The sequence below is a fragment of the Bradyrhizobium sp. 76 genome (assembly GCF_023073025.1).
In the GTDB taxonomy this organism is placed as follows: Bacteria; Pseudomonadota; Alphaproteobacteria; order Rhizobiales; family Xanthobacteraceae; genus Bradyrhizobium.
In genome coordinates, this window is record NZ_JADPIS010000109.1 from 137,725 (window position 1) to 154,538 (window position 16,814).

Consider the following 16,814-nt stretch of genomic DNA (forward strand, 5'->3'; position numbering starts at 1 on the left):
TCCTTCCTCACATCCGCAACAGCGCCTGCCGGTCGATCTTCCCTGTCCCCGTCTTCGGCAACTCGTCGATGAAGATCACCTCACGCGGATATTTGTACGGAAGCAGCTTGCCTTTCACGTAGTCCTGCAGCCTGCGGGTCGTCTCGCTCTGATCCGCCGCGCGGCTGTTCATCACCACGACTGCCTTCAGCGTCATGCGCCGGTCCGGCAGCTCGGCCGCGAACACCGCGCATTCGCGGATGTCCGGGTGATCGGCGAGGCACAGCTCGACCTCAAGCGGGTAGACCCACTGGCCGGAGATCTTGATGAGATCGTCGGCGCGGCCGCGGAAGAAGTGAAAGCCGTCGGCATCGCGGACGAAGCGGTCGCCGGTGTAGATCCAGCCGCCTTCGCGGATGGTCTCGGCGGATTTGTCCGGCCGGTTCCAGTACAGCGGCGTGTTGGAATCGCCGCGCACCCACAAGACGCCTTCCTCGTCGTCGGCGACGTGCCGGCCGTCCTTGTCGCGCAGCGCGACCTCGTAGCCGGGCACGCGCAGGCCGGCGGCTCCGAGCTTCTTCCGCTCGGGGCGATTGGAGAGATAGATGTGCAGCACCTCGGTCGAGCCGAGGCCTTCGACGATCTCGAGACCGGTGAGCGTCTTCCAGCCGTTGAAAACGTCGGCCGAGAGCACCTCTGCGGCTGAGAGCGCCATGCGCAGGGACGAGAAGTCGGTCCTGTCCGCACCCTCGGCCTTGGTCAGCGACGTATAAAGCGTCGGCAGGCCGAAGAAGACCGTCGGCTTGTATTGCTCGATCGCCTTGAAGATCGCCGCGGGCTTCGGCTGGCCCGGCAACAGCAGCGTCGTCGCGCCCGCCGAGAACGGGAAGGTGATCGCGTTGCCAAAGCCATAGGCGAAGAAGATTTTCGGCACCGAGAAGCAGATGTCGCCGGGAGCCAGCTTCAGCACGTCCCGGGCAAAGGCGGCCTCGCTATAGGCCATGTCGTGCTGGAGATGCACGATGCCCTTGGGCCGGCCGGTCGATCCGGACGAGTACATCCAGAACGCCATCTCGTTGCGGTGCGTGTCGGCTTCCGCGAGCTCAGTCGGAAATTGCGGGAGCCAGCCGGCGGCAGAAATGGCGTTTGGTGCTGCGTGATCGCTCACCGCGCCATTGACGACGACCAGCGTATGCAGGGCCGTGTCCTTGCAGGCCTCGGCGTTGAAACGTGCACAGAACTCGGCATCCGCCACCGCGACAGAAGCGCCGGAATCGGCGAGATAGAATTGCAGCAGATCCGGCGGCGTCAGCGTGTTGATCAGCAGCGGCACGAAGCCGGCGCGCACCGCGCCGAAGAACGCTGCCGGATAGGCCGGGGTATCGTCGAGGAACAGCAGCACGCGGTTGCCGCGCTCGAGGCCGAGCGAGGCAAAGCCGTTGCCCCAACGCCCGGCTTCCGCGCAGAGCTCCGCGTAGGTGCGCGTGCCCGCAGGGCCAATGAGCGCGAGCTTGTCGCCGCATCCTCTTGCGAGATTGTCGAACAGCACGCGGCTGGCATTGTAGACCTGCGGAACGGAAAAGCCGATCTCGCGCGCGCCCGCGCTGTCGGCGGGCACCTGATCCTTAATCTGCCCGCTCATGCCTCATCCCCACCGTTCTTGGCGGCTTCGTAGCGCGCCATGAAGGCCGGCGACATTGCGCGCAGGCGGGAGTCGTCGATGCGGCCGGAGCGGGTGATGTAGCTGTAGGCAAAGTCCATCAGGCCCTGCTGCATGTGCTGAGCAAAGTGCTCGTACCAGAACGCGCTGGTCCGCGCGGCGTTGACGAGCTTCTGCACCACCGGCTTTCGCGCGGCCTGGTAGCGATGCAGGGCGGTGGAGAGATGGGCATCCGATTCCAGCGCCTTGACCAGCGCAATGGCGTCCTCGATTGCGAGCCGCGTGCCCGAGCCGATCGAGAAATGCGCCGAGTGCAGGGCGTCACCGAGCAGCACCATGTTCTTGAACGACCAGTGCTCGTTCCAGACCCAGGGGAAGTTGCGCCAGACCGATTTATTGGAGACCAGCGAGCGGCCGCCGAGCGTGTCGGCGAACACCTCCTCGCAGACACCCTTGGACTGCTCCACGTCCTTGTAGGCGAAACCGTAGGCCTGCCAGGTCGCGTGGTCGCATTCGACCAGGAACGTGCTCATGGTCGGCGAGTAGCGGTAGTGGTGGGCGTTGAAGGCGCCGCGGTCAGTCTTGACGAAGGTCTGCGACAGCGTGTCGAAGCGCTTGGAGGTGCCGTACCAGACGAACTTGTTGGAGGAGTAGGACAGCGAGGTGCCGAAATCGCCCTCGAAGGCGCGGCGTACCAGCGAGTTCAGCCCGTCGGCGGCGACGATCAGATCATGGCCGTTGAGCTGGTCGATGGAGTGGATCGGCGTGTCGAAGCGTGGGGTGACGCCGGCATCGAGCGCGCGCTGCTGCAGGAATCGCAAGAGTTCGAGCCGGCCGATCGAGGAGAAGCCGACACCGTCGATGGCCACGCTGTCGCCGCTCAGGTTCAGCGTGATGTTCTCCCAGCTCTCCATGTGCGGCGCGATCGCGTCGACCGTCTCGGGGTCGTCGGCACGCAAGAATTCCAGGGCCTGGTCCGAGAACACGACGCCAAAGCCCCAGGTCGCGTCGGCCGGGTTCTGTTCGAACAGGTCGACCTGATCCTCGGGATGACGCTTCTTCCAGAGATAGGCGAAGTAGAGCCCACCGGGCCCCCCGCCAATCACGGCGATCCGCAACGTCTGTCCTCCCTGATTGACAGTATACTTACTATCTAAGGGTAGACTAATGTGCTCCGGCTTCCCGCGCCAGCGGAATTATCGGCGAAGCGCGCGGCACGCCGAAGCTCATGTCCGGACGCGCGTTTGGCGCGTGTCCGAAGCAGTGACGTGCGAAGCATAGCCAAACCGCGCCGGCTTGGCCATCCGCACCGTCAGACGCAGCGCTTGATCCAGCCGCCGTTCACCAGCGCCGTGGTGCGGCGGGCCGCCGGATGGCTTGCTTCTCTAGCGTGCAGCAAACGGCGCCAGCACGTCCTTGCAGGCGGGCGACAGCGAAGCGGCATTGTTGGCAACGCATTGGATGATCCGACCGCCACCTGGCGCCACGCTGCCGCACAGCGCGCGGACATCCTCGCGACATGCGGACTGGACGATGAACAGCTCTTCGCGTGGCCGCAGCGGGCGCAGCACGATCACGGCGGGCGCGGCTGCCGGTGCTGCTGCCGCCGCAGGAGCTGCGCCCGCAGGTGCCGCTGTTGCTGCCGCGCCACCGCCGCCGGCCGCGGCGCTCACGGCCTTCTCGCAGGCCGGCGAAACCTTTGCCTTGTTCTTCTCCAGGCATTCGAGCGCGGGCGCGCCGCCCGGCGGGACGCTGGCGCACACCTTGGGATAATCGGCGCGGCACGCGCTCTTGACGGCAGCGACCTGCGCGCTGCTCGGCTGTTTGGTCGCCGGGGCGGCTGCGGCAGCCTTGGGCGCGGCAGCCGGCTTTGCGGCGGGAGCGGTTTCAGCCTTCGGCGCGGCAGGCGTGGCCTCCGCCTTCGGTGCAGCCTCCTTGGGTGCAGCCTCGGTTTTCGGCGCGGCTTCGGTCTTCGGCGCCGCAGCAGGCTCGACGGCGCGAACCGCGGATTGGCATCCGGAGGACAGGCCCGACATGTTCTTCTGCAAACATTGATACGCTTCCACACCGCCCGGCGTGACGCTCGCGCAGTGCGCCATGAAATCCGAACGGCATGCGGAGCGGATCGCGCTCTTCTGCGCCTCGGTCGGTGCCGGTGCGAATGCGCCTGCTGCAGTTGCGAAGAGAGTCGCCGCCAGCAACGTCCCGCGTGCCGACGCATGTTTCAACATGTTGAACATCTGAGTGAATTCCCGCCCTATCGGTAATGCCGACAATTTTTCAAATGTGATGCAAACAATCGTCGCGAGTGATGCCGCGCGCGGCATCATTGGCCGCCGCGACCTCTACCGCAAGTAGATATTGGCTTTGCAATTGCGACGTAACTACGTCGTCAGAGCTTGACCATCCGCTTGCCGCGGTTGTCGCCCGCCAGCAATCCGATCAGCGCCTTCGGCGTGTTCTCGAGGCCGTCGATGATGTCCTCCTGAACCTTCAGCTTGCCGGATGTGACCCATGCCTGGAGGTCGGCGAGCGCGCGCTGGCTTTCCTTCATGTAGTCCATCACGATGAAGCCCTGCATGACGAGCCGTTTCACCACGATCAGGCCGGGCACGCCGCGCGGGCCGTGTGCCGAGGGCGCGCCGTCATATTGCGAGATCGCGCCGCAGCAGGCGATGCGGCCGTAATTGTTCATCTGCGGCAGACAGGCCTCGAGAATGTCGCCGCCGACATTGTCGAAATAGACGTCGATGCCCTTCGGCGCCGCCGCGCGTAACGCCTTGAACACCGCGCCGTCCTTGTAGTCGACGGCGGCATCGAAGCCGAGCTCGGAGGTCAGCCAGTTGCACTTGTCGGCGCCGCCGGCGATGCCGACCACGCGGCATCCCTTGATCTTCGCGATCTGCCCGACGATCGAGCCGACCGAGCCTGCGGCCGCGGAGACCACGACCGTCTCGCCCTCTTTGGGCTTGCCGATCTCCAGCAGGCCGAAATAGGCCGTGAGGCCGGCGATGCCGAACACGCTGAGCAGATGCGTCATCGGCTCGAGCTTCGGCATCTTGGTGAGGTGCTTGGCGGGCACTGCCGCCAACTCCTGCCAGCCGGTGTCGCCGAACACGATGTCGCCCGGCGCAAGCCCCGGCGCCTTCGAGCTGACGACCTCGGCGATGGCGCCGCCGGCCATCACGCTGTTGGCTTCGACTGCTGAACGGTAGGTCGCGCCGTGCATCCAGGCGCGGTTGGCGGCGTCGAGCGAGATGTAACGCACGCGCAGCAAGGCCTCGCCGTCCTTCGGCTCGGGCACCGCACCTTCGACCAGCTTGAAGTGCTCGGGACCGAGCTTGCCGCTGGGCTTTTCCACCAAAAGAATCTGACGATTGACGCTGCCGCTCATGATGTTTCCCCTCGATCGTTTGACGATTATTGATGCAGCTGCCGCAAGAAAAACGTGCAAGCCGCTTTCGTTGTGCGCTGCATGAAGGCTAGATCGCGGGCGCCAGTTTCGCAACGGGAACATCCGCCCCGACGATCGCACGCCAAGCGTGTTGCGCAGCCGTCATATCTGCGACATCATGAAGCGGTCGGTGTAGCGGGGGTGTTCAATGTCGAACAGGTTTACGCAATTCATTCTGGTGGCGATGGTGCTCGGCATCATCATGGGCGCGGCGATCTACAATTTCCTGCCCGATACGCGGGGCGATTGGGCCTCGTCCATCAACCTGATCGCCGTGATTTTCCTGCGCCTGATCAAGATGATCATCGCGCCGCTGGTGTTTGCGACCCTGGTCGGCGGCATTGCTCATATGGGTTCGGGCTCCAAGCTCGGCCGCATCTTCGCCAAGACCATGGGCTGGTTCGTCAGCGCCTCTTTCGTCTCGCTGATGCTCGGCCTCGTGATGGTCAATCTGCTCCAGCCCGGCGCGAATTTCCCGGGTACGCTGCCTGACAAGGCGCAGTCGACCGGCCTGCCGGTTTCCGCCTTCTCGATCGAAAAATTCCTGACCCATCTGATCCCGACCTCGATCGCGGACGCGATGGCGCAGAACGAGATCCTGCAGATCGTGATCTTCGCCGTGTTCTTCTCGGTGGCGATGGGTTCGATGCCCGAGCGCTCCAAGCCGATCCTGGCGCTGATCGACGATATCGGCCACATCATGCTCAAGGTGACGGGCTATGTGATGCTGTTCGCGCCGTTCGCGGTCTGGGCCGCCATCACCGCGACGGTTGCCAAGAACGGCCTGCTGGTGCTCTGGAAGCTCATCGTCTTCATGGGTGGCTTCTATCTCTCGCTCGCGCTGCTGTGGGGCATCCTGGTGGTCGTGGGCTTCATCGTGATCGGGCCGCGCTACGCCCATCTGCTGAAGCTGATCCGCGAGCCGCTGATGATCGCGTTCTCCACCGCGAGCTCCGAAGCGGCCTATCCGAAAACCCTGGAGGGGCTGAACAAGTTCGGCGCCTCGTCGCGGATATCGAGCTTCGTGCTGCCGCTCGGCTATTCCTTCAATCTCGACGGCACCATGATGTACTGCACCTTCGCGAGCGTCTTCATCGCGCAGAGCTACCACATCGACATGCCGCTCGGCACCCAGCTCGCGATGCTGGCGACCCTGATGATCACCTCGAAGGGCGTCGCCGGCGTGCCGCGCGCCTCCCTCGTGGTGATCGCCTCGACGCTGTCGCAGTTCGGCATCCCCGAGGCGGGGCTGTTGATGATCATGGGTATCGACACCTTCCTCGACATGGGCCGCAGCGCCACCAACGTGATCGGCAACACGCTCGCGACCTCGGTGGTGGCCAAGTGGGAAGGCGAGCTCGGGCCCGAGCACGAGCTTGAGCCGGGCGATGCCGTGCCGGGGGACATGATCCCCGGCGAAGTGCCTGCGATGGCCGGCCATTGATCGGAGTGCATCATGCGCCTTTCAATGGCGATATCGGGCGGCTTGTTGCTGGCAGCGTGCCAGCTGGCCACGGGTGCCTCCGCCCAGACCGGTGGCAGCGAAGGGCTTAGCCCGACGCTGTCAGCGATCAAGACCACGCACACCGTGCGGCTCGGCTATCGCGAGAGCTCGCCGCCGTTCTCCTTCCTCGATCAGGCCAACCGGCCGATCGGCTACAGCCTCGAGCTTTGCGAGGCCATCGTCGAGGAGATCGGCGTCGAGGTCGACGATCCCAATCTCAAGATCGCCTACGTCAAGGTCACCTCGGATGACCGCATCGACGCCGTGCTCCAGAACAAGATCGACCTGGAATGCGGCTCGACCACGGCCAATGCCGAGCGCGGCAAGCGCGTCGCCTTCTCGCCGCTGATGTTCGTCGCCGGCACCAAACTGATGGTGCCGAAGGCGTCCAGCGTCCAGTCGCTGGCTGATCTGAAGGGCAAAACTATCGTGGTGACGAAGGGCACCACCAACGAGCAGGCGATCCAGGCGGCCGACAAGAAGTCCTCGTTGGGACTGACCATCGTTGTCGGTGCTGATCACGAACAGTCATACCAGATGCTCGTCGACGGCAAAGCCGATGCGTTTGCGACCGACGACATCCTGCTGTCCAGCCTGATCGTGCGCCACAAGGCACAGGACAAGTTCCGCGTCACCGGCGATTACCTGTCCTACGACCCCTACGGCATCATGTTCCGCAAGGGCGAGCCGCAACTGACGGCCGTGGTCGACCGCACCTTCCGCAAGCTCGGCTCCAACCACGACCTCGTTCCGCTCTACAATAAATGGTTCACCGCAAGGCTTCCGACCGGCGAACGGCTGAACGTGCCGATCTCGCTGCAGCTGGAGGAAGCCTTCAAGGCAATGGACGATTCCGCGAGCGCGAATAACTAGCGCCTGTGCGACGAGCGAAAGTGCGCCCTCTCCCTTTACAACGGAGAGGGCCTGGCAACGATCAGCGCGTGCTCACGCGCCTGCGGGCACCTGGTCCAGAAATCCCGTGATGCTCCTGATACGGCCGTCCTTCAGCACGGCGAAATCCGTCCCCTTGATCGGGCTGTCGATGCCATCGGGACCAAGGCCCCAACTGAAGCGGACATGGTCGCCGTAGCCGTTGGGCTCGCCGATCAGCTTGAACTTGAAATCGGGGAAGCGCTGCTGCACGCCTGCGATCAGCGCATCGACGCCGTCATGGCCGTCGCCCTTCATCAGGGGATCGACATAGCTCGCATCCGCGGTCCAGTTCTGGCTCAGCAGTTCGCGCCGGCGGCCGGCTGCACGCTCGTTCCAGAGATCGATGTAGCGGCGGGCGATGGTGATGGGGTCGGTCATTGTCGTCTCCTTCGATGGCGCCGTGTCGTTCGGCTAACCTGACTATCGAAGGTTTGCGCGCGCTGATCGATTACCTCGGAGGTCATGCGCATGATCCGGGAAGGCGGTTTCCCGATCGGATCATGCGTCGACAAGCGCGCGCAAATGTCGTCGCGAGCTTACTTCGCCGCGGTGACCATGATTTCGACGGTGTATTGGGCTGCCGCGAGCTTGGCTTCGACGGTGGCGCGTGCGGGCGTGTTGCCGGGCGAGACCCAGGCGTCCCACACCGCGTTCATCTCGCCAAACGTCTTCATGTCGGTGATGTAGATCGTGGCCGAGAGGAGCTTCGACTTGTCGGTGCCCGCTTTGGCGAGATGGCTGTCGATGGTCGCCAGGATGTCCTGGGTCTGCTTCGTCACGCTTTCGCCGGCGGCGTTGTTGGCGACGACACCGGCGAGATAGACGGTGTTGCCGTGCACGACGACCTGGCTCATGCGCGGGCCGGTTTCAAGACGCTGAATGCTCATTGGGAGTCTCCTTTGAATGGCGGCTCTGTCTAGCGCAGCGGCCTGCCTCGTGCCACCCCAGGCACGCATGCGTTGCCAGGCACGCATGCGTCGCCGGCTATGCATGCGCTGCACTTCAAGGAAACTGGCCGAAGAACGTCCAGATCGTCTCGGCGGCGTCGATGTCGCCGTTCTGCGATCCGAGCAAGCTGGCGGCGACCTTCGGGAAGCGGGCATCCGGAGAAAATCCGGGCATGCGGTGACCGCCTTGATTGATGCGATAAAGCACGACGTCGTGCCCTCCAGGACAGCGCGACGAGATCCGTGTCACCGTGGACTGATCTGCGGGCGCCCTGTCGGGCAAATCGGTCGCGTCGGCATTGTCGGTCTCGCAGCCGTTGAGCTTGCGCCAGAACGCAAGCGTCTCGTCGGTGGACCAGAACCCGTCTGCGGCATAATAGCTCGATCCGCGGCCGCCTTCGTAGGGGACCAGCGGATCGGCGGTGCCGTTCATCAGCAGCATCGGCAGCGGCCGCGACGGATGGCACGTGACCGCGGCCTCATCGGTGAGGTTCATGCTCACGCTCGCGCCGGCAGCAAACAGATCAGCGCGGGCACAGACCAGCGTCATGGCCATGGCGCCGCCATTGGAGATGCCGGTGACATAGACGCGGCGAGGATCGGCGGTGCCGCTCGCCACCAGCTTCTCGACGAGCTTTGCGATGAAGGCGACGTCGTCGGTGCCCGCGGGCGGGCCACGGAGCGCCGGTCCCGCCTTGGTCCTCGCATCGGCCCATGCGTGGTTGAGGCCATCAGGAAAGACCACGGCAAACCCTTCGCGCTTTGCGACCTGCGGCCACGCCGTCCGTGTCATCATGTCGGCGCCGCGCTGGGTCTTGCCATGCAGCACGACGACGAGCGGCACGAGCCGCTTCGTTGGCAGTTGCACAGTGTAGGACCGCTTCACGCCGTCGATGTCGATCGTGTCGGCGGACGCAGCCGAAGTGGCGGCCAATGCCGCGACAAACGCCGCGATGCGCGTTCGCCGCCGCATCATCTAGCCCACGGCTTTCGCCGCGGCGCGGCCCGCATTGCGGCCCGAGAACAGGCAGCCGCCGAGGAACGTGCCTTCCAGCGAGCGATAGCCGTGCACGCCGCCGCCGCCGAAGCCGGCGGCTTCGCCCGCTGCATAGAGACCGGGGATGACGCTGCCCTCCTCGCCGAACACGCGCGAAGAGAGGTCGGTCTCGAAACCGCCCAGCGTCTTGCGGGTGAGGATGTTGAGCTTGACCGCGATCAGTGGCCCTTGAGCGGGATCGAGGATGCGGTGCGGGGAGGCGGTGCGGATCAGCCTGTCGCCGATATAGCGCCGCGCATTGTGGATGTTCATCACCTGCGCATCCTTGACGTAAGGATTGGCGATCTCACGGTCGCGCGCCTCGATCTGCATCTTGATGTGCTCGAGCTTGAGGAGGTCGCTGCCGGTCAGCTTGTTCATGGCCGCAACGAGGTCCTCGATCTTGTCGCGCACGATGAAGTCGACACCATGGCTTTTGAACGCTTCCACCGGCGCCGGCGCGCCCTTGTTGGTGGCGCGCTTGATGGTCATGCGCCAGCTCTTGCCGGTGAGGTCGGGGTTCTGCTCCGAGCCCGACAGCGCAAACTCCTTCTTGATGATGCTCTGGGTCAGGATGAACCAGGAATAATCGTACCCGGTGGACATGATGTATTGGAGCTGGCCGAGCGTGTCGGAGCCGGGAAACAACGGCGCCGGCAAGCGCGTGCCGGTGGCATCGAACCACATCGAGGAGGGGCCGGGCAGGATGCGGATGCCGTGGCGCGGCCAGATCGGTGACCAGTTCTGGATGCCTTCGACATAATGCCACATGCGGTCGCGGTTGATCAGCCGCGCGCCTGCTTTCTCGGTGATGCCGATCATGCGACCGTCGACATGCTCGGGCACGCCGGAGATCATGAATTTCGGCGGCGCACCGAGCCGCTTCGGCCAGTTCTGCCGCACCAGCTCGTGATTGCCGCCAATGCCGCCGGACGCCACGATCACGGCTTGGGCCTTCAACGCAAACTCGCCGACGACGTTGCGCGATGAGCTCTTGCCGCGCTCGACATTATCGGGGGCGAGAATGGCGCCGCTGACGCCATCCACCGTGCCGTTGGTGATCGAGAGCGCATCGACGCGATGGCGGAACCGAAAGCTCAGCCGGCCGGTTCTGACGGCCTCGCGCGCGCGGCGCTCGAACGGCTCGACGATGCCGGGCCCGGTGCCCCAGGTGACATGAAAGCGCGGCACCGAATTGCCGTGGCCCATCGCGTCATAGCCGCCGCGCTCGGCCCATCCGACCACGGGGAAAATGCGATGGCCCATCGCGCGCAGCCACGCACGCTTCTCGCCGGCCGCGAACGCCACATAGGCCTCGGCCCATTGCCGCGGCCAGAAATCCTCGTCACGGTCGAAGCCGGCGGTGCCGAGCCAGTCCTGCATCGCGAGGTCGAAGGAGTCCTTGATGCCGAGCCGGCGCTGCTCCGGCGAATCGACCAGGAACAATCCGCCGAACGACCAGAACGCCTGGCCGCCCAGCGACTGCTCGGCCTCCTGGTCGACCACGATCACGCGCTTGCCGGCGTCCGCGATCTCGGTTGCGGCCACGAGGCCCGACAGTCCTGCGCCGACAACGATGACGTCAGTCTCTTCAGCCATCTGTTCGGCCATATGTTTCCCCCTTCATGTGTCTCCCCTTCACAGGTTCCCCCCTGTAGTTGCCCGGATTGAAGCCGGCGGTTGCAACTGAGATCAAGAGTGTGCCGCGTAAGACATCGTTAACTTGTTCCACTTCGGGAAAAAGACCGGCTGAGTGCAGCGCCGGCGCAACACTGGATGTGAATTTGTTTTGAGCGAGCCGGCATGCCTAGACAAAACCGCGGTTACGACGGACCCTAGCAGGGCATCACCACCTGACACACAGATTCGAATTCGACTGGGGCGGGGGCCAATGAAGTTTCTGACGGGGTTGCTTGCGGCGGTTCTCCTGATCGCGAGCATGGGCGCTTCTCACGCGGTGGTTCGGATCGCGGATGACCGCGGTGGCCGGATCGGAACCTACGTCGACAAATACCAGGACCTGCGACAGTCGGGCGACACCGTCATCATTGACGGTCTCTGCGCCTCTGCCTGCACCATCGTCCTCGGCGCCATCCCGCCTGACCGCATCTGCGTGACGTCGCACGCGACACTGGGCTTCCACGCCGCGTGGGATTTCGGCAGCAACGGCCGCGCCGTCACCAATACCGAAGCGACCCAGATGCTCTATGCGATGTATCCTTCGCAGGTGAAACGCTGGATCAATCAGCGCGGCGGCCTCACCCCGCATATGCTCTTCCTGAAGGGCAGGCAGCTCCAGGCCATGTACAAGCCCTGCTACCTCGACGCGCAGGCCTCCGCCAACAAGCCATCGCCGCGGTAGGGCGCGGCAGTCATTCGCCTTTCACTAATTGATCGTCATGGCCGGGCGTAGCCGTCCGAAGGACGGCGTCGCTTTCGCTCGCCTATGTCCCGGCCATCCACGTTTTTGGCCCGGCTGGAAAGTCCGTGGATGCCCGGGACTTCGCCTCGCCGGAGCGGCTTCGGCCGCGCAGGCGGGACAAGCCCGGGCATGATGGAGATCCTCCGCCCCAATTGATCTCCGGCCCGCCGGCTGCGCTTGCCCGGTCCCGTCCCAGCGCCTATTTGAAAGGCAGGGAATTCCGGCCTTCACCCCGATCGTTGTCATGGCTCAACCACTGCACCCCGCACATCCTGTATCGGACAATTCGCCCACTGCCGGCCGGATGCCGTTCGTGCTGCTGTTGGCGGGTGCTGGCGTCGGCGGCCTGGTCGTGCTCGGCGTGCTCGCGCTCTGGTTCCACTACGGCAGCCAGGTGTTCTTCGAAATGATCAGGACCGGTTTCGCCGCCTGCTTCTGACCCGCGACAGGAAGTTTTCCGCCATGAGCTCCGCCGCCCGTCCGCTGGTGATCGCGACCGCCTTCGCCGCAAGCCTCATCCTCGGGCTGCTGATCGTATTCTGGGCCATGGGCGGGGTCAGCAAGGTGGCGCAGCCGGCCGCGATCGGCGGCCCGTTCCAACTCACTGACCAGAACGGCAAGGCCGTCACCGACAAGAACCTCAAGGGCAAGCCGACCCTGATCTTCTTCGGCTACACCCATTGCCCCGACGTCTGCCCGACCTCGCTGTTCGAGATCTCGGAAGTGCTGCGCGCGTTGGGCAAGGACGCCGACAAGGTCAATGCTGTCTTCATCTCGGTCGATCCCGAGCGCGATACGCCGGCGGCGATGAAGGATTATCTGTCGAGCTTCGACCCGCACCTCGAGGGCCTCAGCGGCGATCCTGCCGAGACCGCCAAGGTGATCACCTCCTACCGGGTCTACGCCAAGAAGGTCCCGACCAAGGACGGCGACTACACCATGGACCACACCGCGCTGATCTATCTGATGGACCGCGACGGCCGCTTCGTCTCGCCATTCAACCTGAAGCGCACGCCTGAAGAGGCCGCGGTGGACTTGAAGCGGTATCTGTAGGCTTCCCTATTGGCCGCAATCCGCGCTCGCGTTCCCGGCCGGATGGGCTATAAGGCCCTCCGATCCCAACGAAATTCGTTCATTTTCAGCCGATGGCCCCATCGCAACAGGCGAAATCGTCCAAATCCGCCCGTGGCTTGCTGACCGGGCTGGTCGTCGGCGTCTGCCTGCTCGCTGCCGCGCCGCGCGCGCAGGCGCAGGCCCCGGCCAAGCAGCCCCCAACGGCGCCGCAAGCCTCACCCCAGGTCGCGCCGCAAGCCGCCCCGCAGGCCGTGCCGGGCTTTTGGGACCCGCGGCGGCGGCCGGAGCGGCCGGATTTGTCGCGCCTGACCGTGATCCGCTTCCTGACCGAGACTGATTATCCGCCCTTCAACTATACCGGCGCCGACGGCAATCCGGCCGGCTTCAACGTCGACTTCGCCCGCGCGCTGTGCGAGGAGATCAAGGTCACCTGCACGGTGCAGATGCGCCGCTTCGAGACGCTGGTCGATGCGCTCGCCTCCAACCGGGGCGACGCCATCATCGCCTCGATGGCGGTGAGCCCGCAGCTCCGCGCCCGGGTCGATTTCACCGACCCCTATTACCGCGTGCCGGCGCGCTTCGCCTCGCGCAAGGACGCGGTGATGCCGGAGATCCGTCCCGAATATCTCGAGGGCAAGAAGGTCGGCGTCATCGCCGGCTCCGCGCATGAAGCCTATCTCAAGGCGATGTTCACCGACGCCGAGCTGCACCCCTATCCCAACGACGATGCCATGCGCGGCGCCTTGCGCAAGGGCGAGGTCGATTTCATCTTCGGCGACGCCATCGCGCTCGCGTTCTGGATCAACGGCACCGATTCCGGCGATTGCTGTGCCTTCTCCGGCGGTCCCTTCGTCGAAAGCCGCTTCTTCGGCGAAGGCATCGGCATCGCCGTGCGCAAGGGCAACGACGTGCTGCGCCAGGCCCTGAACTGGGCGATGTTCCGCGTCTGGGAAAAGGGCCGCTACACGGATCTGTGGCTGCGGTACTTCTCGGTGAGCCCGTTTTAGCTTCGCTGTCTGCTCTGCCGTCATTGCGAGGAGCCCTTGCGATGAAGCAATCCAGGCTGTTTCCGCAGTGGAATGCTTCGCTTCGCTCGCAATGACAGCGCGGTGGCAGTACCCCGCAAAATTGCATTCTGCCTGGAAATCGCTATTTTCCGCGCCCCGGAGGCCCCTTAGATGTCCGTTATCGATCTTGCCGCGAACCCGAGCGATCTGCGTGCGCTCGCCGAACAATCCAACGCCTGGCCATTCGAGCAGGCGAAGGCCATTGTCGCGCGGCTGAAGAAAAGCCCGAAGGACGAGGTGCTGTTCGAGACCGGCTACGGGCCATCAGGCCTGCCGCATATCGGCACCTTCGGCGAGGTCGCGCGCACCTCGATGGTGCGGCACGCTTTTCATGTGCTGACCGAAAACAAGATCAAGACCCGCCTGCTCGCGTTCTCCGATGACATGGACGGGTTTCGGAAAGTGCCCGACAACGTCCCCAACAAGGAGATGCTGGCGGCGCATCTCGGCAAGCCGCTGACCCGCGTGCCGGATCCGTTCTCCAATGAATATCCGTCGTTCGGGCACCACAACAATGCGCGGCTGCGCGCCTTCCTCGATCATTTCGGCTTCGACTACGAATTCGCGAGCTCGACCGACTATTATACGTCCGGACGTTTCGACGCGACGCTGCTCAAGATGTTAGCTGCCTACGACAAGGTGATGGCGATCATCCTGCCGACGCTCGGACCCGACCGCCGCGCGACCTATTCGCCGTTCCTCCCCATCAGCAAGACCACGGGTGTCGTGCTGCAGGTGCCGATGATCCGCCGCGACGTTGCGGCCGGCACGGTGACCTATCTCGATCCCGATACCAACCAGGAAGTCGAGACGCCGGTCACCGGCGGCAACGTCAAGTGCCAATGGAAGGCCGACTGGGCGATGCGCTGGGTCGCGCTCGGCGTCGATTACGAGATGGCCGGCAAGGATTTGATCGACTCGGTCAAGCTGTCCGGCGCGATCGCGAGGGCACTCGGCGCCACGCCGCCGGAGGGCTTCAACTACGAGCTCTTCCTCGACGACAAGGGCCAGAAGATTTCGAAGTCGAAGGGCAACGGCCTCACCATCGACGAATGGCTGCGCTACGCCTCGCCGGAATCGCTGTCGCTGTTCATGTATCGCGAGCCGAAGGCGGCCAAGCGGCTGTATTTCGACGTCATCCCGCGCAACGTCGACGACTACCAGCAGTTCATCGACGGCTTTGCCAAGCAGGACGCCAAGCAGCAGCTCGGCAATCCGGTCTGGCATGTCCACAGCGGCCATCCGCCGAAGTTCGATATGCCCGTCACGTTCCAGCTCTTGCTGACGCTGGTGTCGTCGTCGAACGCGGAGAATGCCGAGACGCTGTGGGGTTTCATTGGCCGCTATCGGCCCGGCGTGAGCCCGCAGACGCATCCCAAGCTCGATGCGATGGTCGGCTATGCCATCAACTATTATCGCGACTTCGTCGCGCCGACAAAGACGTTCCGCGAACCGACCGAGACCGAGCGCGCGGCGCTGCAGGATTTGCGGGATGCATTATCGCAGCTTCCGCAGGACGCCTCGGCCGAGGACATCCAGAACGTCGTCTACGAGATCGGCCGCCGCGAGCCGTTCCTCGACCAGGTCAAGAAGGGCAAGGACGGCCGTCCCGGCGTGACACTCGACTGGTTCAACATGCTCTACCAGGTGCTGCTCGGCCAGGAAAAGGGCCCGCGCTTCGGCTCCTTTGTCGCGGTGTATGGCGTGCAGAACGCGGTGAACATGATCGACGGCGCGCTGGCGCGGAGTGCGTGAGTCCAGCACTCACCGTCATCGTCCGCGAAGGCGGACGATCCAGTATTCCAGAGACCGCCGTGCTGAACCGAGACGCCGCGGCGTACTGGATTCCCCGCTTTCGCGGGGAATGACAGCGGAGCACCCCTCACTGGCTCGCCCACACGATCCTTGCGATCCACGCAACCTCGCTCGCTGCCATCGTCCGCTCGGGCTGTGGCGGATCGAGCGGCTGCAAATCCAGAACCTTTGCTGTGCGGCGCTTCAGCGTTGCCACCGTGACCTCGCCCGCTTTGGTCTTCACCACCACGCGATCGCCTTTGCGGACCGGTGTGCCGGGTGAGACCAGGATGACGTCGCCGTCGCGATAGGCGGGCTGTAGCGCTTCGCCGGAAATCTGCAGCGCGAAGCTGTGGCTGTCTTCGGCGGTGGGAAGCGCAAACTCGGTCCAGCTCTTGCCGATGGGAAAGCCGGACTCGTCGAAGGCGCCGCTCGCGCTCGCCAGCGCGAAGCCGAGCAGCGGCACCGAGCGGCCGCCGCCCGTCTCGTCGCCGACCAGCCTGGCAAAGGTGTCGATCGAGGAATCTGCCGCCGCCAGCGCTTTCGCGATCGATTCGGTCGAGGGCCAGCGCTCGCGGCCGTCGGAGGTGACGCGCTTGGACTTGTTGAAGGTGGTGGGATCGAGCCCGGCGCGCTTGGCAAGGCCCGACGGTGACAGGCCGGCACGCTCCGCCAGCCGATCCAGCGCGCCCCAGATCTGGTCGTGGGTGAGCATCCTCTGCGCTTTGGCCTGTCTGACCATGGAAGGTCCAGCCCGTCGCAACTCAGGAAAACTATCCTCAAATCAATCGGTTTTCCGCTTTTCGTGCAAGGGGCGCGGTGAGCGTGTTGTCGAGCCAAGTGGATACCGGTTCGCGCCGGGAAACGCGTCAAAACAGGAATTTGGAGCCCCGCTTCGATTTCATCGGACCGGAATGGCTCTAAGTCTTGAGTTCGGAGGGGGC

At 64.5% G+C, this 16,814-nt stretch carries 16 protein-coding genes; 7 read left to right on the plus strand and 9 right to left on the minus strand.

Going from position 1 to position 16,814, the window contains the following annotated elements; translation table 11 throughout:
- Positions 1-7: 7 nt before the first annotated feature.
- The 4 genes from IVB48_RS30400 to IVB48_RS30415 all read right to left on the minus strand — a co-directional run bounded on the left by IVB48_RS30400 (position 8) and on the right by IVB48_RS30415 (position 5,033).
- Complete coding sequence (locus IVB48_RS30400; protein ID WP_247405916.1) at positions 8-1,621, minus strand: benzoate-CoA ligase family protein; 1,614 nt, start codon at positions 1,619-1,621, stop codon at positions 8-10.
- Positions 1,618-2,757, minus strand: a complete 1,140-nt coding sequence (locus IVB48_RS30405) for an FAD-dependent monooxygenase (RefSeq protein WP_027515222.1) — start codon at positions 2,755-2,757, stop codon at positions 1,618-1,620. Before IVB48_RS30405 ends, IVB48_RS30400 begins: the two co-directional genes overlap by 4 nt.
- Positions 2,758-3,024: 267 nt before the next feature.
- On the minus strand, positions 3,025-3,879 hold the full coding sequence (locus IVB48_RS30410) for a cysteine rich repeat-containing protein (RefSeq protein WP_247405919.1): 855 nt from the start codon (positions 3,877-3,879) through the stop codon (positions 3,025-3,027).
- Between the two features lie 152 nt (positions 3,880-4,031).
- On the minus strand, positions 4,032-5,033 hold the full coding sequence (locus tag IVB48_RS30415) for an NADP-dependent oxidoreductase (protein ID WP_247405921.1): 1,002 nt from the start codon (positions 5,031-5,033) through the stop codon (positions 4,032-4,034).
- 208 nt (positions 5,034-5,241) lie between these two features.
- Between IVB48_RS30415 and IVB48_RS30420 the strand changes: the two genes are divergently transcribed.
- A complete protein-coding gene (locus tag IVB48_RS30420) occupies positions 5,242-6,537 on the plus strand; it encodes a dicarboxylate/amino acid:cation symporter (protein ID WP_027569994.1) in 1,296 nt (431 codons plus the stop codon).
- A 12-nt stretch (positions 6,538-6,549) separates the two neighbouring features.
- A complete protein-coding gene (locus tag IVB48_RS30425; protein WP_247405924.1) occupies positions 6,550-7,470 on the plus strand; it encodes an amino acid ABC transporter substrate-binding protein in 921 nt (306 codons plus the stop codon).
- 72 nt (positions 7,471-7,542) lie between these two features.
- Here IVB48_RS30425 and IVB48_RS30430 read toward each other — a convergent pair whose 3' ends face one another.
- The 4 genes from IVB48_RS30430 to IVB48_RS30445 form a co-directional block, all read right to left on the minus strand.
- Positions 7,543-7,908, minus strand: a complete 366-nt coding sequence (locus tag IVB48_RS30430) for a nuclear transport factor 2 family protein (RefSeq protein WP_027569996.1) — start codon at positions 7,906-7,908, stop codon at positions 7,543-7,545.
- Positions 7,909-8,066: 158 nt separating this feature from the next.
- Entirely contained in the window at positions 8,067-8,417 is a 351-nt protein-coding gene (locus tag IVB48_RS30435) for a RidA family protein (protein WP_007599359.1), read from the minus strand.
- Positions 8,418-8,532: 115 nt separating this feature from the next.
- Entirely contained in the window at positions 8,533-9,453 is a 921-nt protein-coding gene (locus IVB48_RS30440) for a PHB depolymerase family esterase (protein ID WP_247283113.1), read from the minus strand.
- Positions 9,454-11,112 carry an FAD-binding dehydrogenase gene (locus IVB48_RS30445; RefSeq protein ID WP_247406462.1) on the minus strand — a complete coding sequence of 553 codons (1,659 nt, stop codon included), beginning with the start codon at positions 11,110-11,112 and terminating at the stop codon, positions 9,454-9,456.
- 292 nt (positions 11,113-11,404) lie between these two features.
- Here IVB48_RS30445 and IVB48_RS30450 point away from each other — a divergent pair, with 292 nt between their 5' ends.
- The 5 genes from IVB48_RS30450 to IVB48_RS30470 all read left to right on the plus strand — a co-directional run bounded on the left by IVB48_RS30450 (position 11,405) and on the right by IVB48_RS30470 (position 15,831).
- Positions 11,405-11,875, plus strand: a complete 471-nt coding sequence (locus tag IVB48_RS30450; RefSeq protein WP_027569999.1) for a hypothetical protein — start codon at positions 11,405-11,407, stop codon at positions 11,873-11,875.
- 304 nt (positions 11,876-12,179) lie between these two features.
- The gene (locus tag IVB48_RS30455; protein ID WP_027570000.1) at positions 12,180-12,374 is read left to right on the plus strand and encodes a hypothetical protein; all 195 of its coding nucleotides are present in this window, start codon (positions 12,180-12,182) and stop codon (positions 12,372-12,374) included.
- A gap of 23 nt (positions 12,375-12,397) precedes the next feature.
- Positions 12,398-12,988: an SCO family protein gene (locus tag IVB48_RS30460; RefSeq protein WP_247283115.1), complete on the plus strand. Its 591-nt coding sequence runs from the start codon at positions 12,398-12,400 to the stop codon at positions 12,986-12,988.
- Positions 12,989-13,080: 92 nt separating this feature from the next.
- Entirely contained in the window at positions 13,081-14,016 is a 936-nt protein-coding gene (locus IVB48_RS30465; protein WP_027570002.1) for a transporter substrate-binding domain-containing protein, read from the plus strand.
- Between the two features lie 171 nt (positions 14,017-14,187).
- Positions 14,188-15,831, plus strand: coding sequence for a lysine--tRNA ligase (locus IVB48_RS30470; RefSeq protein ID WP_027570003.1), 1,644 nt, complete (start codon positions 14,188-14,190; stop codon positions 15,829-15,831).
- Positions 15,832-15,958: 127 nt separating this feature from the next.
- On the opposite strand, the gene IVB48_RS30475 is transcribed toward IVB48_RS30470, so the two are convergent.
- Positions 15,959-16,612 (minus strand): helix-turn-helix transcriptional regulator, encoded by a 654-nt coding sequence (locus tag IVB48_RS30475; protein ID WP_247405930.1) that lies wholly within the window; start codon positions 16,610-16,612, stop codon positions 15,959-15,961.
- Positions 16,613-16,814: the final 202 nt, after the last annotated feature.

Coding starts and splice junctions, on each gene's coding strand:
- IVB48_RS30400 (WP_247405916.1), bottom strand. CDS start 1,621: ATGAGCGGGCAGATTAAGGATCAGGTGCCCGCCGACAGCGCGGGCGCG.
- IVB48_RS30410 (WP_247405919.1), bottom strand. CDS start 3,879: ATGTTCAACATGTTGAAACATGCGTCGGCACGCGGGACGTTGCTGGCG.
- IVB48_RS30415 (WP_247405921.1), bottom strand. CDS start 5,033: ATGAGCGGCAGCGTCAATCGTCAGATTCTTTTGGTGGAAAAGCCCAGC.
- IVB48_RS30420 (WP_027569994.1), top strand. CDS start 5,242: ATGTCGAACAGGTTTACGCAATTCATTCTGGTGGCGATGGTGCTCGGC.
- IVB48_RS30425 (WP_247405924.1), top strand. CDS start 6,550: ATGCGCCTTTCAATGGCGATATCGGGCGGCTTGTTGCTGGCAGCGTGC.
- IVB48_RS30430 (WP_027569996.1), bottom strand. CDS start 7,908: ATGACCGACCCCATCACCATCGCCCGCCGCTACATCGATCTCTGGAAC.
- IVB48_RS30435 (WP_007599359.1), bottom strand. CDS start 8,417: ATGAGCATTCAGCGTCTTGAAACCGGCCCGCGCATGAGCCAGGTCGTC.
- IVB48_RS30440 (WP_247283113.1), bottom strand. CDS start 9,453: ATGATGCGGCGGCGAACGCGCATCGCGGCGTTTGTCGCGGCATTGGCC.
- IVB48_RS30445 (WP_247406462.1), bottom strand. CDS start 11,112: ATGGCTGAAGAGACTGACGTCATCGTTGTCGGCGCAGGACTGTCGGGC.
- IVB48_RS30450 (WP_027569999.1), top strand. CDS start 11,405: ATGAAGTTTCTGACGGGGTTGCTTGCGGCGGTTCTCCTGATCGCGAGC.
- IVB48_RS30455 (WP_027570000.1), top strand. CDS start 12,180: ATGGCTCAACCACTGCACCCCGCACATCCTGTATCGGACAATTCGCCC.
- IVB48_RS30460 (WP_247283115.1), top strand. CDS start 12,398: ATGAGCTCCGCCGCCCGTCCGCTGGTGATCGCGACCGCCTTCGCCGCA.
- IVB48_RS30465 (WP_027570002.1), top strand. CDS start 13,081: ATGGCCCCATCGCAACAGGCGAAATCGTCCAAATCCGCCCGTGGCTTG.
- IVB48_RS30470 (WP_027570003.1), top strand. CDS start 14,188: ATGTCCGTTATCGATCTTGCCGCGAACCCGAGCGATCTGCGTGCGCTC.
- IVB48_RS30475 (WP_247405930.1), bottom strand. CDS start 16,612: ATGGTCAGACAGGCCAAAGCGCAGAGGATGCTCACCCACGACCAGATC.